The sequence below is a fragment of the Ramlibacter sp. PS4R-6 genome (genome assembly GCF_037572775.1).
Lineage (GTDB): Bacteria > Pseudomonadota > Gammaproteobacteria > Burkholderiales > Burkholderiaceae_C > Ramlibacter.
Genome location: NZ_JBBHKA010000001.1, coordinates 1817595 through 1841757 on the forward strand (window position 1 = coordinate 1817595; position 24163 = coordinate 1841757).

The following is a 24163-nucleotide window of genomic DNA, read 5'->3' on the forward strand; positions in this document are numbered from 1 at the left end:
ACTACAGTGAGCAACCACTAAAGGAAAGTGCAATGAGCGAACGGCAAACCATCGTCCTGGGCGGCGGCTGCTTCTGGTGCACCGAGGCGGTCTATGTGAAGGTGCGGGGCGTCACGGACGTGGAATCGGGCTACAGCAACGGCCAGGCCGCCAACCCGAGTTACGAGGCGGTGTGCACGGGGACGACCGGCCACGCGGAGGTGGTCAAGCTGGAATACGACCCGTCGCAGGTCACCACGCGCCAGATCCTGGAGATCTTCTTCACCGTGCACGACCCGACCCAGCTCAACCGGCAGGGGAACGACACCGGCACGCAGTACCGCAGCGGCATCTACTACACCACGCCCGAGCAGAAGGCCGAGGCCGAGGCGATCATCCGCGAGATGACGAACGACAAGCTGTGGGGCAAGCCGATCGTCACCGAGGTGAAGCCGCTGGAGAACTACCACCCGGCCGAGCCCTACCACCAGGACTTCTTCGAGAAGAACCCCTACCAGGGCTACTGCGTGGCGGTGGCGGCCCCGAAGGTGGCGAAGTTCCGCAAGACCTTCAGGGAGCTCGCGAAGGACTGAGCGCGGCGTAGGCGAGACCGATGGCCGCGAGCGTGCACACCACGATCGCGCCGGAGGGCAGGTCGAACAGCGCCGACAGCGCCAGTCCCAGCGCGTAGCCGACGATGCCGATCGCGTAAGCCGCGATGCGCCGGGTGCTGCGCGCGAGCTTGAGCGCCAGCGCCGGCACGATGAGGCTCGAGAACACCAGGTACACGCCCACGAGCTGCACCGACGCGGTCACGGCAACCGCGAACACCGCATAGAAGCCGAACCGGCCCATGCGCTGCGCGACGCCGGCATGGATCGCGACGAGCAGCAGCGCGGTCACGCCCGCCAGCCAAGCGAGCTGCTTCGTGTTGACCCACAGGATCTGCCCCACGAGCAGGTCCTTCAGGTGCTCGCCGCCATGCGGGTTGCTGGCCAGCAGCACGATGCCGACGCACGAGGCCAGCACGAACAGCACGCCGATCAGCGCCTCCTGCTGCTGCGGCGCGCGCCTTTCCGTCCACGTGAGCAGCAAGCCGCCGAGCAGCGCCGCGACGACCGCCGCGACCTGGCCCCAGATGCCCGCTTCGGGCAAGCCGAGCGCCATCGCGACGATCACGCCCAGCCCGGCGATCTGCGCGATGGCCAGGTCGATGAAGACGATGCCGCGGTCCAGCACCTCCATGCCCAGCGGCACGTGCGTGGCCAGCACCAGCAGCCCGGCGATGAACGCGGGGCCGAGGATGCCCCAGTCGAGCGCGGCCCAGTTCATTTGCGCTGCGCGGCTGCGAGCAGCCGCGCGATCGTGTCGTCGAACAGCGTGAACAGGTCCTTGGCCTGCTCGCTGCCGCCGACGGTGAAGGGGATTTTCACGGCGGGAATGCCGGCGTTCTGCGACATCCAGTCGGAAGCGCGCGGGTCCTGGTAGGCGGCGAACAGCACCATCTTCGCGGGGCTGGCCTTGAGCGTCGCCAGCACGTTCTGCAGGTACGAAGCGCTGGGCTCCACGCCGGGTTTCGGCTCGAGCACCGCCACTTCCTTCAGCCCCAGCCAGTCGTACAGGTAGACGAAGCCCTTGTGCTGCGACACCACCGGCGTGCCGCGCAGTGGGGCGGCCTGCGCGTTCCACTTGGCCATCGCCTGCTGCCACTTCTGCGAGAAGTCCGCCGTGCGCTGCTGGTACTGCGCGGCGTTGGCGGCGTCGATTTGCGCGAGCCGAGCGCCCAGCGCCGTCGCCACCGACGCGATGTTGCGCGGGTCGGTCTGGATGTGCGGGTTGCCGGCCGCGTGCACGTCGCCTTGCGAGCGGTCCACGCTGCCCGGGATGTCCTGCAGCCTCACGTTGCGTGCCGCCTCGAAGAAGCCGGGCTGCCCGGGCTGCACTTTCGCGTTGGCGGATTGCTGGACCAGCACTGGCAGCCACCCGACTTCCAGCTCGGCGCCCGTGCACACCACCAGGTCGGCGTTGCGCATGCGCGCGATCAGGCTCGGCTTGGCCTGGATCTGGTGTGGGTCCTGCAAAGCCGAGGTGGCGACGGTGACGTCGACGAGGTTGCCGCCGAGCGCCTGCGTGAGCGCGCCCCATTCGGGCTCGCAGGCGAAGACGCGCAACGCGGCCTGCGCCGGCGATGCGAATGCCGCCGCGGCGCACAGCGCGAGAAGGTAGCGATGGAACTTCATGGGCTTGTCCTCAGAAGCCGTGGGCGCCGTGGGCGCCCAGGCTCATCATGTATTGCAGGAACCACTGGTTGTCCTTGCCGAAAGGCGAGGACCGGTCGCGCGCGTACTGCAGCCGCACGCGCGAGAACTCGCTGGGGCTCCAGTCGAGCATCACGCTGTTCTTGCGGTCGTCCTCCAAGCGCTCGGTGCGCAGCCCCACGCGCCAGCCGCGCATGAACTGGTAGATGGCTTGCGTGTACCAGCCGGATTGCGTCGGGCGGTCGTCGCTCACGCTGCGCAGGTACTCGCCTTGCACCTTGAAGTTGGTGCGCGTGGCGTTGCCGTTGGGCGCCCACTTCCAAACGCCGTCGGCCACCCATACGCGCGTCGACGACGTCGTGTCGTCGCCGCGCGCATTCAGCACCGATACCCCCGCGCGCCAGCTCGAGCTTTCGCCGATGTCGCCGCCCGAGTGCAGCGAGAGCGCGGTGGCGCCCGCGCCGTTGCGCGAGGTGTTCGTGCCCGGGAAAGAGCGGCCGCGTCCCACCTCGCCGCGCAGCTCGAGGAAGGTGTCCGTCGGCGCGAGCCACGCCACCTGCACGCCATCGTCGGCGTACTGCTCGCCCAGCAGCGCCTGGTAGGCCAGCGGCTGGTCGACGAAGTCCCACACGTGCGCGTGCTGCGAGTTGAGGTAGCCGATCGACGAGAAGAACCGCCCGGCCTTGACCGTGAAGCCCTTGCCGAGCGAAGTCGTCTGCACGTACGCCTCTTCGACGGACGCGGTGTTGTCGGGCGAAAAGCTGATCGCCGCGAAGCCGCTGAACCACGGGTCGATGTTGGCGGACAGGCCCAGCTCGGATTCGCCCAGGCTGAAGCCGCGGTCCAGCGACGGGTTGCGCGAGCGCGAATAGAGGCCGGAGAGGTTCAGCGAGAGCTGCGGGTTGAAGCCCTTGCCGGGTGCGGCCGCGACGGGCGCCGGAGCAGGGACGGGCGCAGCTGCGGCAGGCTGCGCCTGCGCGGCGTCGAGCTTTGCCTCCAGCGCCTTGATGCGCGCCTCGTACTGCTCGCGCAGCTGCCTGATCTCTTCGCGCAGGGCCTGGATGTCGGGCGCGCCCTGGGCCTGCGCCAGCGGCGCCAGCGTGGCCAGGCACGCGGCGGCGACGACTGATTTCATGGAAACACTCCTTTCAGCGATGGATGCGTCGATGCGCCTTGCCGAGCGGGCAGGGCGCGCGAAGTCAACGGATCAGCGCAGGGAAGGAGGGGCGCGCGAGAGGAAGAAGGCGATGGGCTCGCCCGCGTGCGGCGCAGGCGATTGAGCGAGCGGCTGTTCGTGCCGCACCGGCGCGTGCAGCAGCACGGGCGCATCGCTCGCCGCGCCGCCACCGGTGACGGCCGCCGCCACCGCGCACACGTCGCAGTGCGGCGCCGGCACGCCCGACTTGTCGCTGGCCGCGGCGCGCACGTGCGACACCTCGTGCGCAGCCGCCGCTACCTGCGCGAAGGGCAGGACGAGCGCGAGCAACAAAGTCCAGAGGAAGCGCCGGTTCATCGCGGGGCGATCTTACGCCTGGGGAACAATGCGTGCATGGATGCTGGCGTGCTGGGGGCCTTGTTACCCGTCATCGCGATGACGGCGGTGGGCTTCGGCGCGGGCCGCATCGGCTGGCTCGGCCCCACGCGCGTCCGCTGGCTCTCGCGCATCGTCTTCGTGGTGCTGGCGCCGGCGCTGCTCTTCCGCACCATGAGCCGCGTCAACCTGGCGGGGCTGGATTTCAAGCCGGTGGGGGCCTATTTCATCGCGGTGGCCGTCATCTTCGGCGGCACGCTGGCGCTGCGCGGCTTCAACCGGCGCGCGGCGGTGCTGGCGCTGGCCAACACCTACAGCAACAACGTGATGATCGGGATCCCGCTGGTGGCACTGGCGTATGGCCAGACGGGCCTGGTGGCGCTGTTCACGCTGGTGTCGGTGCATGCGCTGGTGCTGCTCACCACGGCCACGATCGTGCTGGAGCTGGCGCTGCTGCGCGAAGACCCCGGCGCGTCGGACCGTTCAACGCCGCACACCGTGCTGCTCGCCGTGCGCAATTCCATCATCCACCCGGTGCCGCTGCCGATTATCGCGGGGCTGCTGTTCTCCGCGGCGGGGCTGGCGCTGCCGCCGGCCGTCGACCTGCCGCTGCAATGGCTGGGGTGGGTGTTCGGCCCCCTGGCGCTGCTGATGGTGGGCGCATCCCTCGCAGCGACGCGCTTCGGCACCGCCTGGCGCGCCGGGCTGGAACTGGCGCTCGCCAAGAACCTGTTGCACCCAATCGCGGTCGCGCTGATTGCGGGCTGGCTGGCGATCGGCCGCGTCGAATTCAACGTGATGGTGCTGTCGGCCGCCTTGCCGATCGGCGCGAACGTGTTCCTCTTCTCGCAGCGCTATGGCGTGGCGCAGGAGGAGATCACGGCGGGTGTCGCCATCTCGACGCTGCTCGCGGTGCCGAGCGTGGCGCTGGTGATGGCCCTCTTGTCCTAGGGCGCGAGGCGCTCGCGCACCCACGCATCGCCTTCGCGGCGATAGCGCAGGCGGTCGTGCAGCCGGCTCTTGCGCCCCTGCCAGAACTGCCATTCGTCCGGCACCAGCCGGTAGCCGCCCCAGTGCGGCGGGCGCGGCGGGTTCAGCAGGAACTGCGCGCTGTACTTCGCGGCGGCGGTGACGAGCGCCGTGCGGCTGGCGATCACCTGGCTTTGCGGGCTGGCCCAGGCGCCGATGCGCGAGTCGAGCGGGCGGGTGGCGAAGTACGCGTCGCTTTCCTCGGCGGAAACCTTCTCCACGCGGCCTTCGATGCGCACCACGCGCTCCAGCTCCACCCAATGGAACTGCAGCGCCGCATAGGGATTGCCCGCGAGTTCCACGCCCTTGCGGCTGTCGTAGTTGGTGTACCAGGCGATGCCGCGCTCGTCGTAGCCCTTGATCAGGACCGGCCGCGTGCTGGGGCGCAGGTTGCTGGCCACGGTTGCGAGCGTCATCGCGTTGGGCTCGGGGATTTCGCCCTTGATCGCCTCCGCCAGCCACTGGTCGAACTGCTGCAGCGGGTCGGCGTGCGAGGCGTCCTCGCTCAGTTCCGCGCGCTCGTAACTCTTGCGCAACTCGGCAATGTTTCGCGACGTGTCACTCATCGTCACATTGTCGCATCTCGGGGTTAACCCGATGAACATTTGGCGGCACAGGCATACGCTGCATTTCTTGTCCTGGCTCATCGATTTAGGAGGCAAAACATGGCCGTCAACTTCAACCTGAACGGGAAAGCGGTCAGCGCAAGCGCCGAGCCCGACACGCCCCTGCTGTGGGTGATCCGCGATGAACTGGGACTGGTCGGCACCAAGTTCGGCTGCGGGCAGGCGCTGTGCGGCGCCTGCACCGTGCACCTGAACGGCCAGGCCATCCGCTCGTGCCAGACGCCGCTGTCGGCCGTCTCGGGCCAGAAGGTGGCGACGATCGAAAGCCTCTCCACCAACAACACGCACCCGCTGCAGGTCGCGTGGATCAAGCACGACGTGCCGCAATGCGGCTATTGCCAGTCGGGGCAGCTGATGAGCGCCGCCGCGCTGCTGGCGAAGAACAAGAACCCGAGCGACGCCGACATCGACAACGCGATGAGCGGCAACATCTGCCGCTGCGGCACCTACAACCGCGTGCGCGCGGCCATCAAGGATGCGGCCGCCACCATGCGCACCGCCAAGGCCTGAAGGAGACGACCATGAACTCCATCGCCGAAACCAGCCGCCGCGACTTCATCAAGGCCAGCGCTGCCCTCACCGGCGGCCTGATCGTGGGCTTCTCCATCGTCGGCCAGCGCAGCGCGCAGGCCGCCGGCACGCTGCGCACGCCCAATGCGTGGGTGCACATCTCCGACGACAACGTGATCACGCTCATCACGGCGCGTTCCGAGATGGGGCAGGGCGTGTACACCTCGCTGCCGATGCTGATCGCCGAGGAACTGAACGTGGACCTCAAGCAGATCCAGGTGGCCGTGGCGCCGCCGGACAAGGTCTACACCAACGCACTGCTGGGCGCGCAGATCACGGGCGGCTCCACTTCCATCCGTGACGGCTGGGAAAAGCTGCGCGTCGCGGGCGCGCAGGTGCGCGAGATGCTGCTGATGGCCGCGGCCACGCGCTGGGACGTGGACAAGGACAAGGTGCGCGCCGAGAGCGGCATCGTCTACGGGCCGAAGGGCCTGAAGGCCACGTACGGCGAGCTGGCCGAGCGCGCGTCGTCCATGCCCGTGCTGGCCAACCCGCCGATCAAGGACCCGAAGGACTTCCGCATCGTCGGCAAGCGCACCAAGCGCCTGGACACGCCCACCAAGGTGAACGGCAAGGCCGAGTTCGGCATCGACGTGAAGCTGCCCGGCATGGTGTACGCCACCATCGAGCAAAGCCCGGTGATCGGCGGCAAGGTGGTGAGCTACGACGCCGCCAAGGCCAAGACGATGCCCGGCGTGATCGACGTGATCCAGGTCGCGGACGGCGTGGCCGTGGTGGCCGACACGTACTGGCATGCCAAGAAGGCGCGCGACACGGTGACGGTGAACTGGGACTATGGGCCCGTCGCGCAGATGGACCACAACACCATGATCGCCGGCACGCGCGCGGCGATGGAGAAGGACAAGCCCTTGCCGATCGGCAAGCCCACGGGCGACGTCGCCGCCGCGATGAAGACGGCCGCGAAGACGGTGAGCGCCGAGTACGTGACGCCGCTGCAATCGCACGCGCCGATGGAGCCGATGAACTTCACCGCGAGCTTCAAGGACGGCAAGGTGCTGGCGATCGGCCCGACGCAGTTCCAGGAAGGCGCGGCGGGCGCCATCGCGGCGACGCTGGGCGTGAAGCCCGAGGACATCACGCTCAAGACCACGTTCCTGGGCGGCGGCTTCGGGCGCCGGCTGGAGCTGGACTTCATCACGCAGGCCGCGCAGATTTCCAAGGCGGTGGGCCGACCGGTGAAGCTGCTGTGGACGCGCGAGGACGACACCACGCACGACTTCTACCGGCCGGTGGGCGTGAACCGCATCACGGCGGGGCTCGACGCAAGCGGCAATCCGGTGGCGCTGCACTTCAAGGTGGCGTCGCAGTCGATCACGCAGCGCGCCTTTGGCCTGCCCCCCGGCGAGTTCGACCCGTTCATGGCCGAGGCGTCGCAGGCGGCGTACAGCATCCCGAACCAGCAGCACGACCTGTACATGCACGACACGGGCTTCCGTGTGGGCTACTGGCGCGCGGTGAGCCACAACATGAACGCTTTCGCCAACGAGAGCTTCATCGACGAGTGCGCCAAGGCCGCGGGCAAGGACCCGTACGAGTACCGCATGGCGCTGCTGAAGGACAAGCCGCGCTACGCGAACGTGCTCAAGCTGGCCGCCGAGAAGTCGGGCTGGGGCAAGCCGTTGCCGGCCGGCCGCGCGCGCGGCATCGCGCTGATGGAAGGCTACGACACCTACATGGCGCAAGTGGCCGAGGTCAGCCTGGCGAGCGATGGCAGCGTGCGCGTGCACAAGGTCACCGTGGCCGCCGACGTGGGCATGATGGTCAACCCCGACACCGTCGAGGCGCAGATCATGTCCAGCGTGGTGTTCGGCATGAGCGCGGGCCTGATGCAGGAGATCACCCTGGACAAGGGCCGCGTGCAGCAGACCAACTTCCACAACTACCCGGTGGTGCGCATGAACGAATCGCCGGCCATCGACATCGTGCTGGTCAGCAGCACCGAGAAGCCCGGCGGCATCGGCGAGCCGGCGACGGCGCTGGTGGTACCGGCCATCGCCAACGGCGTGGCGGCGCTCACGGGCAAGCGCGTGCGCAAGCTGCCGATCACGGCCGACGCCATCAAGCAGGCTTGATGGAGAGCCTCGACCTGCGCGTGCTGTCCGACGCGCTCGCGTGGCGGCGCGCTGGGCATGCCGCCACGCTCGTCACCGTGGTGGAAACCTGGGGCTCCGCGCCCCGGCCACCCGGCGCGCTCCTGGCCGTGCGCGACGACGGCGTCGTCAGCGGCTCCGTGTCCGGCGGCTGTGTCGAGGACGACCTCATCGCGCGCGTGAAGGCCGGTGAGAAGTCCAAGCTGCCGTCGATGATCGCTTACGGCGTGAGCAAGGAAGAAGCCGCGCGCTTCGGCCTTCCGTGCGGCGGCACGCTGCGGCTGGTGCAGGAGCCGGTGCTCGACACGAAGTGGATCGAGGAGATTCTGGCGCGCACGGCGGCGCACGAGCTGGTCGCGCGCACGCTGACGCTCGCAACGGGCGCGATCGAGCTCGCGCACGCCACTCGCGAGCAGCAGATGCAGTTCGACGGCATCAAGCTGACGACGCTGTTCGGCCCCAAGTGGCGCCTGCTGCTGATCGGCGCCGGGCAGCTGTCGCAAGCCGTGGCGCAGATCGCGCAAATGCTGGACTTCGAAGTGCTCGTCTGCGACCCGCGCGACGAATTCGTCATCCCGGCGCAGGCCGGGATCCAGCGCCTTTCGGGAATGCCCGACGACGTGGTCCGCGCCATGAACCCCGACGCCCACACCGCCATCGTCGCGCTCACCCACGACCCCAAGCTCGATGACATGGCACTGATCGAGGCGCTGCGCTCCGACGCGTTCTATGTCGGCGCGCTCGGCTCCACGCGCAACCAGGCCGCGCGCAAGAAGCGCCTGGCCGAGCACTTCGACCTCACGGAACAGGAACTCGCCCGCCTGCACGGCCCGGTGGGCCTGCGCCTGGGTGCGAAGACGCCCGCCGAGATCGCCGTGTCGATCTGCGCGCAGGTCGTCGAGTGCAAGAACCGCATCGAGGCGCCTGCCGCGGCCCCCGCCGGCTGCGCAGTCGCGTGAGCTCACCCGTCGTCCTGATCCTCGCCTCGGGCAAGGGCGAGCGCTTCATCGCGTCCGGCGGCACGGGGAACAAGCTGCACGCAATGCTGGGTGGCAAGCGCGTCGTCGACCGCACCATCGCCGCCGCGAAGGACAGCGGCTTGCGCTGGCACGTGGAGGAGGGTGAGCACGAAGGCATGGGCGATTGCATCGCCGCGGCGGTGCGCGCCACGGGCGATGCGACCGGCTGGCTGATCCTGCCCGGCGACCTGCCGCTCATCCAGCCATCGACATTGGTGTTGGTCGCGGAATCGCTGGAGCATCACGACGTGGTGGTGCCGCACTTCCGCGGCGAGCGCGGGCATCCGGTCGGCTTCGACCACGTCTGCGAGAGTGCCCTGCGCGCCTTGCACGGGCAGAACGGCGCGCAGTCGGTGGTGAAGGCCGAGGCCGCCGTCGACGGCGTCTTCGACCTGGAGATCGACGACGAGGGGATCGTGACGGACATCGACACGCTCACCGACCTGAAGATCGCCCAGCGGCGGCTGGCGTTGCGCTAGTTGCCCGCCACCGATCACAAGGCCTGTTCGAAGATGTCGAGGCCGCGCTCGGCCGTCTCTCGCGCGATGTTCAGCGCCGGGAAAATCATGAGCACATTTTCTTCGGCCGACACGAGCAGGCCGTTCTTCCGGCATTTGTCGCCCACCCTGGACGCGTAGCGTTCGTCGTCGACCTCGATGCCGATGGCGAAGCCCTTGCCACGGATGTCTGCCTTGCCCTTGAAGCGCATTCCGGGAAGCCGTGTGAGGAAGTAGTCGCCCAGCTGCGTGGTGTTCCTGAGAAGCTGGGCCCGGTGCCGCATCAGGTAGCGCAGGTTGGCCAACGCGACGGCGACGGCGCGAGGGTGCCAGCCGTAGGTGGAATACAGGCCGAAATCTTCCTTGATGGCCTTCGCTATGGCGGGCGTGGTGATCACCGCACCCATCGCCCCGTAGCCACCGGTGATCGCCTTGGCCATGCAAAGCACATCCGGCTCGAGGCCGAAGTGCTCGCAGGCAAAGAGCTTGCCCGTGCGCCCGAAACCCGTGGCGACCTCATCGGCGATGAAGAGCGTGCCGTAGCGCGTGCAGAGCGCACGAACACCGCGCACGAACTCTTCGTCGGGAACCATCGCGCCGAGGTTGCAGATGACGGGCTCCATGATGAAGGCTGCGACATCGCGCTTCTCCAGCAGCGTCTTCACCTTCCCGAGCGCCTTGCCGTCCAGCGGCGGCTTGATCTTCTGGCAATGGGGCAGGAGGTTCTTGAACTTCTTGCGGTTGCCCGATGCGCCGATGCTCATGGTGGCGATCGAGTTGCCGTGGTAGCTGTCTTCGATCGAGACGAACTTGCCGCGCCCGGTGTAGGCCATGGCCATCTGCAACGCCCCGTCGACCGATTCGGTGCCGCCGGTCGTCCGGTAGGAGACCGACAGCTTGCCCGGCGTGATGCGTGCCAGTAGTTCGGCGAGTTCGGCCCAGGGCCGGTACAGGTGCCCCGGATAGACGTATTCGGGGCCTTCGTATTTCCGCGCCGCTGCGCGAATCTCGGTGTTGCCCCAGCCCAGGTTGCCGACACACCAGCCCGTCATAAAGTCGATGTACGTGCGCCCCCGCGTATCGGTGACGTAGCTGCCGCCGGAGTCGCCGACGATGAAGTCATCGGGCTCTTCCTGGCGCCCGAGGTATTTCCTGTCGAGCAGGCGCAGGTTCATGCAGGTGTTTCCGGGCCGTGGAAGGGCCACGCCCTTCACACTCACTCTAGACCGGTGCTGCGAGGCCGAGCTTGTTCTCGCTGGTAATTGCCTGCGTAGCATGAAACACTGCCGTCCCGATCGACGGCGGAAGGGAAGAGCGTCAGGCTGGAAACGGCGCCCGGTGGGGCTGGAAACACATCGGACGTTCGTCGAAGGCCAGCCAGCGGAACCGGTCGCACAGGTCCTGGACGAACGCAGAATGGTCCGCCTTGAGCGAACATCGGATCGAAAGCGTTGCTTCGGCGCCCTCGGGCAGGTGGACCTCGTACCAGTTTCCGCCGGCTTCGGCGCTGCCCCGGAGGGTGGACTGCCACTGCAGGCCGGGAAACGCGTCCTCCACCTGCCGCCGCAGCTCCGGTGTATCGGGCATGTTGAGCACCGCACCAGCGTCCAACTCGCCGGGCTCGAGTGGCAAGCGGGAGGGCCGGAAGAAGAGGTAGGTCTGTGCCATGGGGTCGCGAGCAGCGCTACCGCTCCTCGCGCTCGATCAACTTCAGCAACTTCTCCAATCCCTTGTCCCGGATGTTGTGCCGCTTGAGTTCTTCGAGCGTGCGGTGCGCGTAGTCATACGTCGTCCCGTAGATCCCACTCGCCTCGGTAAAGATGCGCCGGTACTCCTCCGGCGTCAGAACGCCCGTGTGGCTCGGGCTCTTGCGCGACAGCGTGAACGCCAGCGCCGTCACCGGCCCTTGCGGCGTCTGGCACGTGAGCCACTTGGGGTCGTAGATGGCCAGCTTCATCTCGCGCGCCCACAGCAGCGCCAGCACCTTGCGGCCTTCGTGCTGGGGGATGCGAAAAACCATGCCCTGGCAGCTGCCGCCTGAGAGCATGCCGAACACCAGGCCGGGCTGCTCGGGGGTGCCGCGGTTGATGCGGCTCCACATCTTCAGCGCGCGGTGCCAGCCGTGCACCTTGGCGGGGCGGCGTTCGGCATAGTCGAACTCGGGCCGCCAGATCAGCGAGCCGTAGCCGAAGATCCACAGGTCCTGGTGGCCGCCCCATTCGACGAGGGTTCGTTCCAGCATCGAGGCCGGGTCGCGCAGGGGCTTGAGGCTTTCGCTCATGAGCCGAAACTGTAGCGCGGCCACCTGAGCAGCGCGCGGCGCGCTACGATTCCCCCATGACACTGCACCCGGCCGTGGCCTCGGTCACCGAGCGAATCCGTGAACGCAGCGCGCCCGGCCGCGCCGCCTACCTGCAGCGGCTGGACGCGGCCGCCGCCAGGCCGCGCGGCGACGAGCGCATGGGCTGCGCCAACGTGGCCCATGCGTTCGCGGCGCTTCCCGGCAACGACAAGTTCCGCGTGGTCGCCGAGCACGCGCCCAACATCGGCATCGTGACCGCGTACAACGACATGCTGTCCGCGCACGCGCCCTACGCCAGCTTCCCCGACGTGATCAAGGACGAGGCGCGCAAGCTCGGCGCCACCGCGCAGGTGGCCGGCGGCGTGCCCGCGATGTGCGACGGCGTCACGCAAGGCACGGCCGGCATGGAGCTGAGCCTGTTCTCGCGCGACACCATCGCGCTGGGCACGGCGGTGGCCCTGAGCCACGACGTATTCGACGCCGCGCTGATGCTGGGCATCTGCGACAAGATCGTCCCCGGCCTGTTGATCGGCGCGCTGCACTTCGGCCACTTGCCCACGGTGTTCGTGCCGGGCGGGCCCATGCCCAGCGGCCTACCGAACAGCGAGAAGGCCAAGGTGCGCGAGCTGGCCACGCAAGGCCTCGTGGGCCGCAAGGAGCTGCTCGAAGCCGAGGAGAAGGCGTACCACACGGTGGGCACCTGCACTTTCTACGGCACGGCCAACAGCAACCAGATGCTGCTGGAGGCGATGGGCCTGCACGTGCCCGATTCGGCATTCGTCAACCCGCAGGACGGCCGGCGCGAGGCGCTGACGCGCGAGGCGGTGCGCACGGTGCTCGCGATCACGCGGAGCAAGCGTTTCGCGCCCATCGGCCGCGTGGTCGACGAACGCGCCATCGTCAACGCGCTGGTCGTGCTGATGGCCACCGGCGGCTCCACCAACCACCTGATCCACTGGGTGGCGGTGGCGCGCTCGGCGGGTATCACCATCGACTGGAACGACTTCGAGGCCCTGTCGCAGGCCACGCCGCTGATCGCGCGCGTGTACCCCAACGGCCAGGCCGACGTGAACCAGTTCCAGGCCGCCGGCGGGCCCGCGTACATCATCCGCGAGCTGCTCGATGCGGGCCTGATGCACGCGGACGTGCTGACAGTGCGTGAGGGCGGCATCGGCGAATACCGCGGCATCGCGCCGTCTGCTTCGCGCGACCTCGGCGTCGTGCGGCCCGCGAAGGAACCGTTCAGCACCACCGGGGGGCTGCGCCTGCTCAGCGGAAACCTGGGCCGCAGCGTGATCAAGACCTCGGCCGTGCCCGACGACCGTCATGTCATCGAGGCGCCGGCCCGCGTGTTCGATTCGCAGGAAGGCCTGCACCAAGCCTTCAAGGCCGGCGAGCTGGAGCGCGACGTGGTCTGCGTGGTGCGCTGGCAGGGGCCGCAGGCCAACGGCATGCCCGAGCTGCACAAGCTCACGCCGCCGCTGGCGGTGCTGCAAGGCAAGGGCCACCGCGTGGCGCTGGTCACCGATGGCCGCATGAGCGGCGCATCGGGCAAGGTGCCGGCGGCCATCCATGTGACGCCCGAAGCCGCGATGGGCGGGCCGCTGGCCAAGCTGCGCGATGGCGATGTCGTGCGCCTCGACGCGCAGAAGGGCGTGCTGCAGGCGCTGGTGTCCGATGCCGAATGGGCCCAACGCGAGCCGGCGCCGATGCCAGAATCCCTCAAGGCCGCCGATGCCCACGGCACCGGCCGCGAACTGTTTGCCGCCTTCCGCCGCAACGCGCGATCGGCGGAGGAAGGAGCCTGCACATGGCTGTGAAGAACCTGACCGCGAAGGACGTGATGCGCGACGCGCCGGTCATCCCGGTGATCGTGCTGAACGAAGTAGCCCACGCCGTGCCGCTGGCGCGCGCGCTGGTGGCGGGCGGCATCCGCATGCTGGAAGTCACCCTGCGCACGCCGGTGGCGATGCAGTGCATCGAGGCGATCGCAAAAGAGGTGCCCGACGCCGTTGCGGGTGCGGGCACGGTGCGCAACACCAAGGATGCGCAGGCGGCGGCCAAGGCCGGCGCGCGCTTCATCGTGAGCCCCGGGTATTCGTCGCCGCTGGGGCGTGCGTGCAAGGAGCTCGGCGTGCCGCTCTTGCCCGGCGTGGCGACGGGCAGCGAGATCATGGCCGCGCAGGACGACGGCTACATGGAGATGAAGTTCTTCCCGGCGCTGCAGGCCGGCGGCGTGCCCATGCTCAAGTCGTGGCACGGCCCCTTCTTCGACGCGACGTTCTGCCCGACCGGCGGCATCACGGCGGCGAATGCGCGCGATTTCCTGGCGTTGCCCAACGTGGCGTGCGTGGGCGGCACGTGGATCGTGCCGGCCGACGCGATCGAGAAGGGTGATTGGGGGCGCATCACGCGCCTGGCGAAGGAGGCGAGGGAGCTCGCCTGCCCGAAGTAAGCCCTGTCGCCCCGGCGCAGGCCGGGGCCCAGTGTCCTTGTCGCCGCTGGAAAAAGCCGCTGGATCCCGGCCCACGCCGGGGTGACCGTCACTTCTTCTCGATCAGCTCGATCTTGTACCCGTCCGGGTCGGTCACGAACGCGATCACCGATGTGCCACCTTTCACCGGCCCGGGCTCGCGCGTGACGTTGCCGCCGTTCTTGCGGATGGTGTCGCACGCCGCGTAGACGTCCGGCACGCCCAGCGCGATGTGGCCGAAGGCGCTGCCCAGCTCGTAGGTGCTGACACCATAGTTGTACGTGAGCTCGATCTCGGCGTGCTCCGGGTTGGTGCCGTAGCCGACGAAGGCCAGGTCGTACTTCTGGTCGGGGCGCTGCGTGGTTCGCAGCAGCTTCATGCCGAGGACCTTGGTGTAGAAGTCGACCGACCGCTGGAGGTCGCCGACGCGCAACATGGTGTGCAGGAGTCGCATCGGCGCATTATGCTTTCGCCATGCTTCTCGTGCCGACCCTGCGCCTGGCGACCCTGCGCGATGCACGCGCCATCGCCGACATGTCACGCGAGCAGGTCGAGGCCGGCTTGGCCTGGAGCTGGACGCCCGAGCGCGTGCGCGCCTCCATCCGCGACCGCGCGACCAACGTCGTCGTGGCGATGGAAGGCATCGCGCTCGTCGGCTTCGGCATCATGAAATACGGCGACGACAAGGCGCACCTCAGCCTGCTGGCCGTCAGCCCGTCTCAGCGCGACCATGGCGTGGGCGGCAAGCTGCTCGACTGGCTGGAGAAGTCGGCGCGCACCGCGGGCATCGAAAGGATCGAGCTCGAGGCACGCGCCGACAACCTGGGTGCGCTGGCTTTCTACGGCATGCGCGGCTATGAGCGGTACGACATCGCCCATGGCTATTACCAGGGGCGCATCGACGCCTACAGGCTCGCCAAGAGCCTGGCGTGACCGATCAGCTCGATGGCCGCGTCGTCCGCGTAGAAGTTGTCGTAGCCCCAGCCCGTATCCACGTATGCCGTCAACGGGTTGCCGTTGCCGGTTGAATTGCCGTTGTCGGCGCCGTTGTGCTGGCCGTTGTTGCCGGACGAGCCGTTGCCGTTCGCGGCGCCCGGTGCATCGAGCGGCGTGCCCACGGTCAGCTCGCCCAGGCCCGGCAGGCCCGACGTGAGCTGTTCCGGCGGGGGGCCGAACACCTCGTGCGGCTGGTAGCCGTTGCCGCCCTGCGAGCCGGGGTTGCCGGGCGACGTGCCGTCGCCGTCGTTGTGGTCGTAGTCGTGGCCGGGCGGGGGCGCGTCGGGGCCGTTGCCCACGCCTTCGTTCCCCTGGCTGCCGCTGCCATTGCCACCGCCGCCGTTGTTCCCGCCGCCACCACCGGTCTTCCCGTCGAAGGTGATGCGGAAGGTGTCCCATGCCCAGCCCTTTTCGGGCGTGTTGGTGCTGCGGTCGGCTGCGGTCACCGTGATGTCGATCGGGACGGTCGTTCCCTTGGGCACGCGGCCCGAGAACGTGGCCGTGGCCGCGTCGAAGGTCAGCCAGCTCGGAAGCGCGGAGCCATCGGCGAGCGTTGCCGAGTAGTACAGCTTGTCGCCCGCATCGACGTCCTTGAACGTGTTGGCAGGCACCACGTAGCTGAAGTTGCCCGAAGCCGCTGCGTCCTGCAGCGCGTTGACCACCGTGGGCGCGTCGTTGCGGCCCGTCACCTGCACGTCGAAGGACGACGACGTCGTCGTGATGCCGTCCGTCGCGACGTACGTGAAGTGGTCGGTGACCTTCACGCCGTCGGCCAGCGCCTGAACCGCGGCCAGGCCGTTGTTCAAGGTGTACGAGTAGCTGCCGTCCAGCCCGATGGTCAGCGTGCCGTAGGTGCCTGCCTGCGAACCGAAGTTGGCGACCTGCAGCGTCGTGCCCTTGTCGATGTCGGAGTCGTTGGCGAGCAGGTTGCCGACGGCCGCGGCCAGCTGGTCTTCGAAGACCGATGCCATGTCGGCCACGGTGACCGGGGCGTCGTTGTTGCCGCTGATGTTCACCGTGATCTTCGACGACGACGTCTGCGGCAGCGACGGGTCGTCGTCGGTGGCGGTGTACGTGAACGTGTCGGTCACCATTTGCCCGCCCGCGAGCGACTGCACGGCGGTGGACGCGTTGTTCAGGGTGTAGGTGTACGAGCCGTTCGACGACAAGGACAGCGTTCCATACGTGCCCGCGTACGTGCCCGCGTCCGTCACGCGCAGCGCGCGGCCTTCGGGGTCGAAGTCGTTTGACAACGCGTTCCCGCTCGCGATGGTCGTGATGTCTTCGCGCGCCGTGGCCGTATCGGCAACGAGCACCGGTGCGGCGTTCTTCATCAGGTCGGCGATGCCGGCGCGGTCGAGCACCGTGCCGTCGCCGAGGACGACCTCGTTCACGATCTGCGGGTTGGCGAACCAGTCCTTGATGGTGAGCGAGTCCGTCGTGTTGCGCACGGACAGCACGAGGTCGCTGCCCGCGCGCCCCGCGCCGAGGTTGGCGGCGGTGATGCCGGTGCCGAACGACACCGAGTCCGCGCCGCTGTTGTCGATCACCGTGTCCTGGCCGTCACCCAGGTTGAAGAGATACACGTCGTCGCCGGTGCCGCCTTCCAGGATGTCCGCGCCCGCGTCGCCGCCGAGCACGTCGTTGCCGTCGTCGCCCCAGAGGTGGTCGGCGCCGTCGCCACCGAAGACCGCGTCGTTGCCCGCGTTGCCGTGAAGTGCGTCGTTGCCGGCCAGGCCGTTCACGTAATCGTCCGACTCGAGCGCGTTGATCGTGTCGGTGAGCGCGGTGCCGAACAGCTCGTCGGCATCCGGCGTTCCGCCGATCGCAAAGCCTTTCGCCAGGAGCTGTGCATAGCTATAGACCGACTTGTCGGCGAACTGGAACAACTCGATCGAGCCGCTGCCGAAGGGGTCGTTCGGGTCGAAGTGGTCAATGTGGATCTCGCCCGCCTGGCCCGCGAACGTGATCTTCAGCGAGCCCAGCCCGAGTTGCAGGTTGGTGAAAGTGATGCCGTTGCCGAAGATGATGCGGTCGTTGCCACCGGCGTCCTCGATGTGGTCGACGCCATCGCCGATGTTGTACGCATAGAAGTTGTCGCCCGTGCCGCCGACCAGCGTGTCGTCGCCTGCGTCTCCCTGCAGCCAGTCGCTTCCGTCGCCGCCGAGCAGCAGGTCGTTGCCACCTTGGCCATACAGCTGGTCGTTGCCCGCGCCACCGTCGAGGACGTCATCGTCACCGGTGCGGTCGGTGCCCCCGTTGTCGCCCGCGATCGTGTCATCGCCATCGCCGCCGGCCAGCAGGTCCTGGCCTATGCCGCCCAGGACCGTGTCGCCGCCTGTGCCGCCGTCGAGTTGGTCGCTGCCGGCATCGCCTTGCACGTGGTCGGCGTCGTCACCGCCCGCAAGCATGTCGTTGCCGTCGTTGCCCGTAATCGTGTCCGAACCCGTGCCCCCGTCGGCAAAGTCGTTGCCGGCATCCGATTGGATGCGGTCGTTGCCATCGCCGCCCAGGAGCATGTCGTCGTCGGCGCCGCCGATCACAGTGTCGGCGCCCGCCCCGCCATCGACCCAATCGCGGCCCGCGCCGCCATCCAGGCCGTCGATGTCCGCGCCGCCTGCCAAGCGGTCGTCGTCGTCGCCGCCAAGCATGGTGTCGTTGCCTGCACCCCCATCCAGGACGTCCTGGCCCGCGTCGGCTTTCACGTAGTCGGCGCCGTCGCCACCCTGCATCGTGTCGTCGCCGCCCTGGCCGAACAGCTGGTCGTTACCGACGCCGCCGTCGATTAAGTCCGCATCGCCCGCAGGGTCAGATCCGCCGTTGTCGCCGACCAACGCGTCGTTGCCCGTGCCGCCGAGAATCGTGTCCCTGCCCATCGCGCCGAACACTGTGTCGTCGCCCACTTCGCCGTTGATGTAGTCGTCACCTGCGAGGCCGTACGAATCACCGACAAGCGAATCATTCCCGTCACCGCCGAACAAGGCGTCGTTGTTGCCGCCGCCGAACACGGAGTCATTGCCGGCGCCCCCATCGATGAAGTCCGCTCCCTGCTGGGCGGCCGGCGTTACGCTGAGGCCGTTGTCGCCGACGAGCACGTCGTCGCCGTCCCCCGCCAGCACCTGGTCGTCGCCCCCTTCGCCGAACACCGTGTCGTTGCCCGTCCCCGCATCGATGAAGTCGTTGCCGCCGCCAGTGGTGACCCCATCGTTGCCGGCTCCCGCGTACACGCGGTCGTCCTGCGCGCCGTACCAGAGCAGGGTGGCTCCATTCACGTTGAACGTGTAGGTATTGTTGGCGTTGGTCACCGAGGCGGTCCACCCCGGCTCGACCCAGCCGAAGTCGGCGTCGCTTTCGATCACGTCGTCGCCGCCGCCGCCCACGATCACGTCCTTGCCGGGCCCTCCGGTGAGCATGTCATTGCGATTGCTGCCGACGACGGTATCGTCGCCGAGGCCCCCGTTCATGAAATCGCCCTGGCCCGCGCCGGGAGCGGCCGTGTTGCCTTGCGTGATCGCGTCCTCGAGCTTGACGTAGTCGTCGCCGTAGAGGCGGTCTTTGCCGTCGTCGCCATAACCGATGTCGGCATCAGCTCCGCCTTCGACGACGTCATTGCCGGGCGACCCGATCATGTTGCCGCCTTGCACCGTGTCGCGGCCAGAGCCGCCAAGCACGTGGTTGTTGCCCGGCCCCCCGGCGAGATCGTCGTCGCCGATGCCACCGTAGATGATGTCGTCACCGCCGGCGTTGGCGCTGATGACGTCGTTCCCTGCGCCGCCGTCGAGCAGATCGTTCGCAGCGGTGTCACCGAAGGTGTCGTTGTCGCCGCCCTTGATGATGCTGTTCGTCGTCACCGGTTCCTGGATTGGATCGGCGGGGTCGTCCGAGTTGCGAACCGTCACGGACAGGCCGTTGCTCTGCGCGATCGGGTTGCCCGACGAGTCCAGCAGGCTCGCGCTGAGCGTGAACGTCTGGTCCGAAGTGATCGCGCCCTTTTCCCAGACGGAGAACGTCACCTGGTTCTGCCCGGGCGCGATGGTGAGCGTCACTTCGCCGTTCGTGAACGGGATGGTGTCGTCGCCGACGACGGCGTAGAGCGCGCCGGCGATCGCTCCCTGGACCTTGGCCTTCACGGTTTGCACGAGGTCGTCGACCGCAGAGGCGACGACCGTGAACGTCTTCGCTGAACCTTCGCCCATTTCTGCGGTGGACGGCGTCGAGCCCCCGTTTAACAGGGACTTGACCTGTTCGGTTGTGACCGCGCCGCCGGAAACGGTCTTCACGGCGGGTGCGTCCTGCAGGGTGATGCCCAAGTCACCGGCCTGGTTCTTCTTGCCCTTCCAGTTCTGGATCGTGAATGAGTTGTTCGCGCCGCCCAACGCGGGACCGTCGACCTGCAGTGCCCCCGCCATCGAGCCGTCCGGGGCAGTGGTTCCGGTGAATTTGATCGTGAGGAGGACCTGCGTGCCGTTCTTGACCTCCCAGGTGTTGGCGATGCCTGTTGCGACGGCAACACCCAGGGTCATCGCGTTCGCTCCGCCGATCATTACCGTGCCGACGCCGTCGGCATCTGATATCACGTCCTTCCCATCCGACGCATCTATGAAGTACGTGTCGTTGCCTGCCCCGCCCTGGAGCACGTCGTCGCCTGTGCCGCCGACGAGGAGGTCGTCGCCGGATCCGCCGTCCAGTACGTCCTTGCCGCCAAGCCCGAGCAGCACGTCGGCGCCGTCGTTTCCTTTCAAGGCGTCGGCGGCGGAATCGCCGACGAGCAAATCGGCCGCGCCGGCCGCGAACTTTCCGGTTTGATAGATCTTGGAGTCGAGCGAAGCGGAGGTGCCGGCCTTCGGCGCCATGTAGACATTGAATGGATCGACGGCCGTCGAGGCCGCCTGGAGCTTCGTGGCCAACTCGGGATACGTCGTCTGCAGTTCCGCGAACAGCGAATCGCGCAGGGGCTTCAGGTTTTCCACGATGCTCTGCACGGTCCCGGCCCCCGTGAAGCTATAGGTGGTATTGGCCTCCTTGATCAGGTCTCGCTGGGAAGGGGTTCCGTCAAACGGCTTTCCGAACCGCTTTTCCCAAGTGACGATGGCATCGCGGTGGGCCTGCAACATCTGGTAGACCTGCTTCGCCTGCGACAAACCCGGGGGTGTCCCATCGGTCAGCCCGAATTCGGTCGATTCCGCAAAGCGCCTGGCGACGATGCCCAAACCCTGGGTCCCGTTCGCGGCGGAGCCGTATCTGATTTGGAACCAGGCTTCGGCACGATTGCCGGCGATCAACTGCTGGGTCAGCGTCGTCGGCCGCATCAGGCCGGTCTGGGCGTCCTTGACCTCGAAGTACTTCGGGGTCTGGTACCACATGCTGAACAGGGTCGCCCGTTCCTTCGAGTCCGGCAACGTGATGTTTCGCGCCTGCAGAAATGCATTGAAAGCCGGGACGCGCTGGTTCACGGCAACGTTTAGCAGCGCCTCAGCGTTGGATTCGGCCGGCAGTTTCACGAGGCCGGCCAGGGTGCCGACCAAGGATGCCGAGTTGGCCGTGGTCAGCCCGTTCAGCGTTTGTTGCAACTGCAGCGCATTGGTGATCGTCGCACCTGCGGCCTGGAGATCCGCCACGGCCGTGGCCTTGTTCTGGATCAGGTCGTACCCGTAACCGATCGCGACGCTCTGCACGCTGTCGATGTGCGGCTTCAGGCCGGAAGAATTCCCGCCGAGGCCCTCCCCAAACAGTCGCAGCGGGTTGTTTTCGGAGACCTTCAGGAAGAAGAGTAGGTCCGCTGCGTACGAACCCTTGATGTAGTTTGTATTGAAGGACGGAAGCGACAAGTTCTTTCTCCAGTTTTATTGCGAGCAAGCGCTCTGTTCGCCGGCGTTCAACTTCTCCGGAACGTAAACACCATGTGGGCCCCAGTACTTCAATTGGGGGCAAGACGTCTCCTGGGTGACCAGCAGGCGTTGTTTGGAATTCAGGAAGCGCAACGTGACGGCGCACGTCCCACCGGCCGCCTTCGCGCGAATGACGTTGCCCGCGGCAGAGCCGGTGACATCCAGTTCCTCGCTTCGTGCATTTGCGCAGTCTGGCGACATTTCGAAGTTGCAGTACGTCATCTGGAACTGCACATGTGCGCTTCCCTTCGAGGATTGAACGAGCACCCTGTCCCTGACACCCGCCCGGTATTCCCGACTCAGATAGCAAATGGATCCGCCTGGACCCATTTCGTGCTGGGCGATCGCCAGAGACGGACATGCCATCGCGAGCCCGCAGAAGATCTTCAGCGCCGTTGTGAATCGCGCAGGGATGGGAGGGTGCTTGAAAAATTGATCGAAGCCGGTCATGGGGTACTCCGTGTGACGGTTGGATTTGGGGACAGGGCGGGGCGCAATGCACGCCTGAATTCCGAGGCCCTCAATAGTTCGTGAGGCAGTTCGCCGCTCGGGGGCACCATGATCTTGGCTTCGCCGCTTGGCAGCGGAAACACGTGGCCGACGAAAATGAACGACTTGCCTGCATAGCGCTCTCGCGATTGGGTTTCCGCCATGCTTACGCTCCCGGCGACATACGTGATTCGCTTGGGAACCAACGACGCTTCGCCCAACAGGCGCTCCGTGACCGTGACCCTGAACGCGATGAGTCCCGCATTCGGGTTGCTGGGGACAATTGGTTGCCAGGTGACGGACTCGACCCGTCCAATGAATACCGCTTGGGTCGTGCTGACGATCTCGGCAACGGTCGGCGGCGGCGGCGAGGGAGGGCTTGTGGCATCAGCAGGGGTGCAGACCGCGGCCAGGATTGCCATGACGAAGGCTCCGGCGCGAGACTCTTGCGGGTGGACGCTCATCGCCCTTGCTCCCTCGGGGTCTTCGAATAAGTGCCGTCGATCCGGGCGCCGTGACCTTCCTCGCATTCGCCGAACCCGACAACTTTCAGGCGCTGCGGCGACAGAGGGACGAAGACCATGGAGCAGCGGCCATCTGCATGAAGCCCGAGACCATGCTTGAGGGTGAACTCTCCCTCCAGGTGCGTCGTGGAGCCGCCGTAACCGGCATCAACCTTGAATGTGAACTTGTCGGGCGCGCTCGGCTTGATCTCGAGCATATTCAGCGCGTCCTTGCGCCGCAGGTACATCCACGTTCCAGTCACGTCGACGCATTGGTCCGAGCGCATCAGGACGTCGCAACGCTGCGAGAGGCCGGCTTCCCCCGCATTCGCAGGGAAGGCAAAAAGGAGTGGGAGGAAGAAGCCCGAGATGCGCAGCACTCGGCGTCTGCCGCCTGGCGCCCACGCGAAATCCCCTGCCGAGCGAACCCGCACGTCATCCAAATGGAGCCTCCCTGCGCTGCCCGGTCGCACCTTTGGTCCAAGGTACTTGTTGTCGAGCAGTCGAGCGCGCATCTTACTCAGAAAGATTGACAAATCAAGCGGCTTGTTCATCTTCATTCCTCTCTTAGAACCTGCTGACACCCCAGCAACGCGCACGAGGCATATTCCCTATACTGGCCCGCTCCCCTGCGCGCACGCGTCACCGCTGCCGCGCATTCCCATCCAGAAGAAGACCCGTTCGATGGCTGCATTCCGCATTCGCCTGCCGCTCGTTTTGCCGGCAGCACTCGCTCTTTCCTTCCTGATTTCCGCGTGCGGCCAAGGCGCCGCGCAACCCGGCGGCATGCCGCCGGCCGAAGTCGCGGTCGTCACGGTGCAGCCGGGTGATGTCGGGATCGTGACCGAGCTGCCGGGACGCACCGAGGCTTCGCGCGTGGCGCAAGTGCGCGCGCGCGCGGCGGGCATCGTGCTCGAGCGCCTGTTCCGCGAAGGCAGCGACGTGCGCGCGGGCCAGCCGCTGTTCCGCATCGACCCCGCCACCTACCAGGCGCAATCGGCGAGCGCGCAGGCATCGCTCGCGCAAGCCGAGGCGAACCTCGGGCAGGCATCGGCGCTCGCACAGCGCTACAAGCCGCTCGTCGAAGCCAACGCCATCAGCAAGCAGGAATACGCCAACGCGGTTGCCGCCGAAAAGGCGGCGCAGGCGCAAGTGGCCGCCGCGAAGGCCGGCGTGCAGGTCGCGCAGATCAACCTGGGCTACGCGACGGTCACCGCGCCGATCTCCGGCCGCATCGGCCGCGCGCTCGTCACCGAAGGCGCGCTGGTGGGCCAGGGCGAGGCGACGCCGCTCGCCACCATCCAGCAGACCCACCCGATGTACGTGAACTTCACGCAGTCGTCCACCGAGGTGCTCACGCTGCGCCGCGCCTTGTCCGAAGGCAGGTTGAAGCGGGCGCCGGGCCAGGAGAGCGCGCTGGTCAAGGTCGTGCTGGAGGACGGCAGCGAATACCCGCAGCCGGGACGCCTGCTGTTCTCCGACCTCACCGTCGATGCGACGAGCGGGCAGGTCACGCTGCGCGCCGAGGTCCCCAACGCCAACGGCCTGCTGCTGCCCGGAATGTACGTGCGTGTGCGGCTGGAGCAGGCCAAGGTCGGCAACGCCATCCTGCTGCCGCAGCAGGCCGTCACGCGCTCGGGCCAGGGCGACAGCGTGCTCGTCGTCGACAAGGACAGCAAGGTCGCGCCGCGGCCGGTGAAGGTCGGCAACCAGCAAGGCAACAGCTGGGTGATCCTCAGTGGCCTGCAGCCCGGCGAGCAGGTCATCGTCGAAGGCTTCCAGAAGATCCGTCCCGGCGCGCCGGTGAAGGCGGTGCCGTGGCAACAGGCCGGCGCCGCGCCCGCTGCCGCCGCCGCGTCGGCGCCCGCTTCCGCAGCCGCGAAGAAGTAAGG

The 24163-nt window shown here is 67.5% G+C and carries 23 protein-coding genes; 10 read left to right on the plus strand and 13 right to left on the minus strand.

Features of this window, described 5'->3' with window-relative positions; genetic code table 11:
* The first annotated feature begins 32 nt into the window (after positions 1-32).
* The gene (gene msrA, locus WG903_RS08870; protein ID WP_340074392.1) at positions 33-572 is read left to right on the plus strand and encodes a peptide-methionine (S)-S-oxide reductase MsrA; all 540 of its coding nucleotides are present in this window, start codon (positions 33-35) and stop codon (positions 570-572) included.
* On the opposite strand, the gene WG903_RS08875 is transcribed toward msrA, so the two are convergent.
* From WG903_RS08875 to WG903_RS08890, 4 genes are all read right to left on the minus strand, one after another.
* Positions 550-1311 (minus strand): metal ABC transporter permease, encoded by a 762-nt coding sequence (locus tag WG903_RS08875; RefSeq protein WP_340074394.1) that lies wholly within the window; start codon positions 1309-1311, stop codon positions 550-552. The two genes, msrA and WG903_RS08875, sit on opposite strands and share 23 nt — an antisense overlap.
* Complete coding sequence (locus tag WG903_RS08880; RefSeq protein ID WP_340074396.1) at positions 1308-2219, minus strand: metal ABC transporter substrate-binding protein; 912 nt, start codon at positions 2217-2219, stop codon at positions 1308-1310. The genes WG903_RS08875 and WG903_RS08880 overlap by 4 nt, the downstream gene beginning before the upstream one ends.
* A gap of 10 nt (positions 2220-2229) precedes the next feature.
* Positions 2230-3372 (minus strand): hypothetical protein, encoded by a 1143-nt coding sequence (locus WG903_RS08885; RefSeq protein WP_340074398.1) that lies wholly within the window; start codon positions 3370-3372, stop codon positions 2230-2232.
* A 72-nt stretch (positions 3373-3444) separates the two neighbouring features.
* A complete protein-coding gene (locus WG903_RS08890; RefSeq protein ID WP_340074400.1) occupies positions 3445-3750 on the minus strand; it encodes a hypothetical protein in 306 nt (101 codons plus the stop codon).
* 36 nt (positions 3751-3786) lie between these two features.
* Here WG903_RS08890 and WG903_RS08895 point away from each other — a divergent pair, with 36 nt between their 5' ends.
* The gene (locus WG903_RS08895; protein WP_340074402.1) at positions 3787-4719 is read left to right on the plus strand and encodes an AEC family transporter; all 933 of its coding nucleotides are present in this window, start codon (positions 3787-3789) and stop codon (positions 4717-4719) included.
* Here WG903_RS08895 and pdxH read toward each other — a convergent pair.
* Positions 4716-5363 carry a pyridoxamine 5'-phosphate oxidase gene (pdxH, locus tag WG903_RS08900; protein ID WP_340074404.1) on the minus strand — a complete coding sequence of 216 codons (648 nt, stop codon included), beginning with the start codon at positions 5361-5363 and terminating at the stop codon, positions 4716-4718. The two genes, WG903_RS08895 and pdxH, sit on opposite strands and share 4 nt — an antisense overlap.
* A 99-nt stretch (positions 5364-5462) precedes the next feature.
* Between pdxH and WG903_RS08905 the strand changes: the two genes are divergently transcribed.
* Genes WG903_RS08905 through WG903_RS08920 form a run of 4 tightly spaced genes read left to right on the plus strand, consistent with a single transcriptional unit; the run spans position 5463 to position 9602 of the window.
* Complete coding sequence (locus WG903_RS08905; RefSeq protein WP_340074406.1) at positions 5463-5933, plus strand: (2Fe-2S)-binding protein; 471 nt, start codon at positions 5463-5465, stop codon at positions 5931-5933.
* Positions 5934-5944: 11 nt separating this feature from the next.
* Positions 5945-8086 carry a xanthine dehydrogenase family protein molybdopterin-binding subunit gene (locus tag WG903_RS08910; RefSeq protein WP_340074408.1) on the plus strand — a complete coding sequence of 714 codons (2142 nt, stop codon included), beginning with the start codon at positions 5945-5947 and terminating at the stop codon, positions 8084-8086.
* Positions 8086-9063, plus strand: a complete 978-nt coding sequence (locus tag WG903_RS08915) for an XdhC family protein (RefSeq protein WP_340074410.1) — start codon at positions 8086-8088, stop codon at positions 9061-9063. Before WG903_RS08910 ends, WG903_RS08915 begins: the two co-directional genes overlap by 1 nt.
* The gene (locus WG903_RS08920; protein ID WP_340074412.1) at positions 9060-9602 is read left to right on the plus strand and encodes a nucleotidyltransferase family protein; all 543 of its coding nucleotides are present in this window, start codon (positions 9060-9062) and stop codon (positions 9600-9602) included. Before WG903_RS08915 ends, WG903_RS08920 begins: the two co-directional genes overlap by 4 nt.
* A gap of 14 nt (positions 9603-9616) precedes the next feature.
* Here the strand turns inward: WG903_RS08920 and WG903_RS08925 are convergent, their stop codons facing one another.
* From WG903_RS08925 to WG903_RS08935, 3 genes are all read right to left on the minus strand, one after another.
* A complete protein-coding gene (locus WG903_RS08925) occupies positions 9617-10795 on the minus strand; it encodes a class-III pyridoxal-phosphate-dependent aminotransferase (RefSeq protein ID WP_340074414.1) in 1179 nt (392 codons plus the stop codon).
* A gap of 142 nt (positions 10796-10937) precedes the next feature.
* On the minus strand, positions 10938-11288 hold the full coding sequence (locus tag WG903_RS08930; protein WP_340074416.1) for a hypothetical protein: 351 nt from the start codon (positions 11286-11288) through the stop codon (positions 10938-10940).
* Between the two features lie 16 nt (positions 11289-11304).
* Positions 11305-11901, minus strand: coding sequence for a gamma-glutamylcyclotransferase (locus WG903_RS08935; protein WP_340074418.1), 597 nt, complete (start codon positions 11899-11901; stop codon positions 11305-11307).
* Between the two features lie 56 nt (positions 11902-11957).
* Between WG903_RS08935 and edd the strand changes: the two genes are divergently transcribed.
* Together edd and WG903_RS08945 are read left to right on the plus strand one after the other, a co-directional pair.
* On the plus strand, positions 11958-13742 hold the full coding sequence (gene edd / locus WG903_RS08940) for a phosphogluconate dehydratase (RefSeq protein WP_340074420.1): 1785 nt from the start codon (positions 11958-11960) through the stop codon (positions 13740-13742).
* Positions 13733-14377, plus strand: coding sequence for a bifunctional 4-hydroxy-2-oxoglutarate aldolase/2-dehydro-3-deoxy-phosphogluconate aldolase (locus WG903_RS08945; protein WP_340074421.1), 645 nt, complete (start codon positions 13733-13735; stop codon positions 14375-14377). Before edd ends, WG903_RS08945 begins: the two co-directional genes overlap by 10 nt.
* An 88-nt stretch (positions 14378-14465) precedes the next feature.
* Here the strand turns inward: WG903_RS08945 and gloA are convergent, their stop codons facing one another.
* Complete coding sequence (gene gloA / locus WG903_RS08950) at positions 14466-14849, minus strand: lactoylglutathione lyase (RefSeq protein WP_340074423.1); 384 nt, start codon at positions 14847-14849, stop codon at positions 14466-14468.
* 20 nt (positions 14850-14869) lie between these two features.
* On the opposite strand from gloA, the gene WG903_RS08955 reads away from it, so the two are divergent.
* A complete protein-coding gene (locus tag WG903_RS08955; protein WP_340074425.1) occupies positions 14870-15328 on the plus strand; it encodes a GNAT family N-acetyltransferase in 459 nt (152 codons plus the stop codon).
* On the opposite strand, the gene WG903_RS08960 is transcribed toward WG903_RS08955, so the two are convergent.
* The 4 genes from WG903_RS08960 to WG903_RS08975 are packed head-to-tail and all read right to left on the minus strand — an operon-like array spanning position 15301 to position 22825.
* Positions 15301-21219 carry a beta strand repeat-containing protein gene (locus WG903_RS08960; protein WP_340074427.1) on the minus strand — a complete coding sequence of 1973 codons (5919 nt, stop codon included), beginning with the start codon at positions 21217-21219 and terminating at the stop codon, positions 15301-15303. The genes WG903_RS08955 and WG903_RS08960 overlap by 28 nt on opposite strands.
* Positions 21220-21234: 15 nt before the next feature.
* Positions 21235-21729 carry a hypothetical protein gene (locus WG903_RS08965; protein ID WP_340074430.1) on the minus strand — a complete coding sequence of 165 codons (495 nt, stop codon included), beginning with the start codon at positions 21727-21729 and terminating at the stop codon, positions 21235-21237.
* Entirely contained in the window at positions 21726-22190 is a 465-nt protein-coding gene (locus WG903_RS08970; RefSeq protein ID WP_340074432.1) for a hypothetical protein, read from the minus strand. The genes WG903_RS08965 and WG903_RS08970 overlap by 4 nt, the downstream gene beginning before the upstream one ends.
* Before the next feature lie 38 nt (positions 22191-22228).
* Positions 22229-22825: a hypothetical protein gene (locus WG903_RS08975; RefSeq protein WP_340074434.1), complete on the minus strand. Its 597-nt coding sequence runs from the start codon at positions 22823-22825 to the stop codon at positions 22229-22231.
* A gap of 130 nt (positions 22826-22955) precedes the next feature.
* On the opposite strand from WG903_RS08975, the gene WG903_RS08980 reads away from it, so the two are divergent.
* Positions 22956-24161: an efflux RND transporter periplasmic adaptor subunit gene (locus WG903_RS08980; protein ID WP_340074436.1), complete on the plus strand. Its 1206-nt coding sequence runs from the start codon at positions 22956-22958 to the stop codon at positions 24159-24161.
* Positions 24162-24163: the final 2 nt, after the last annotated feature.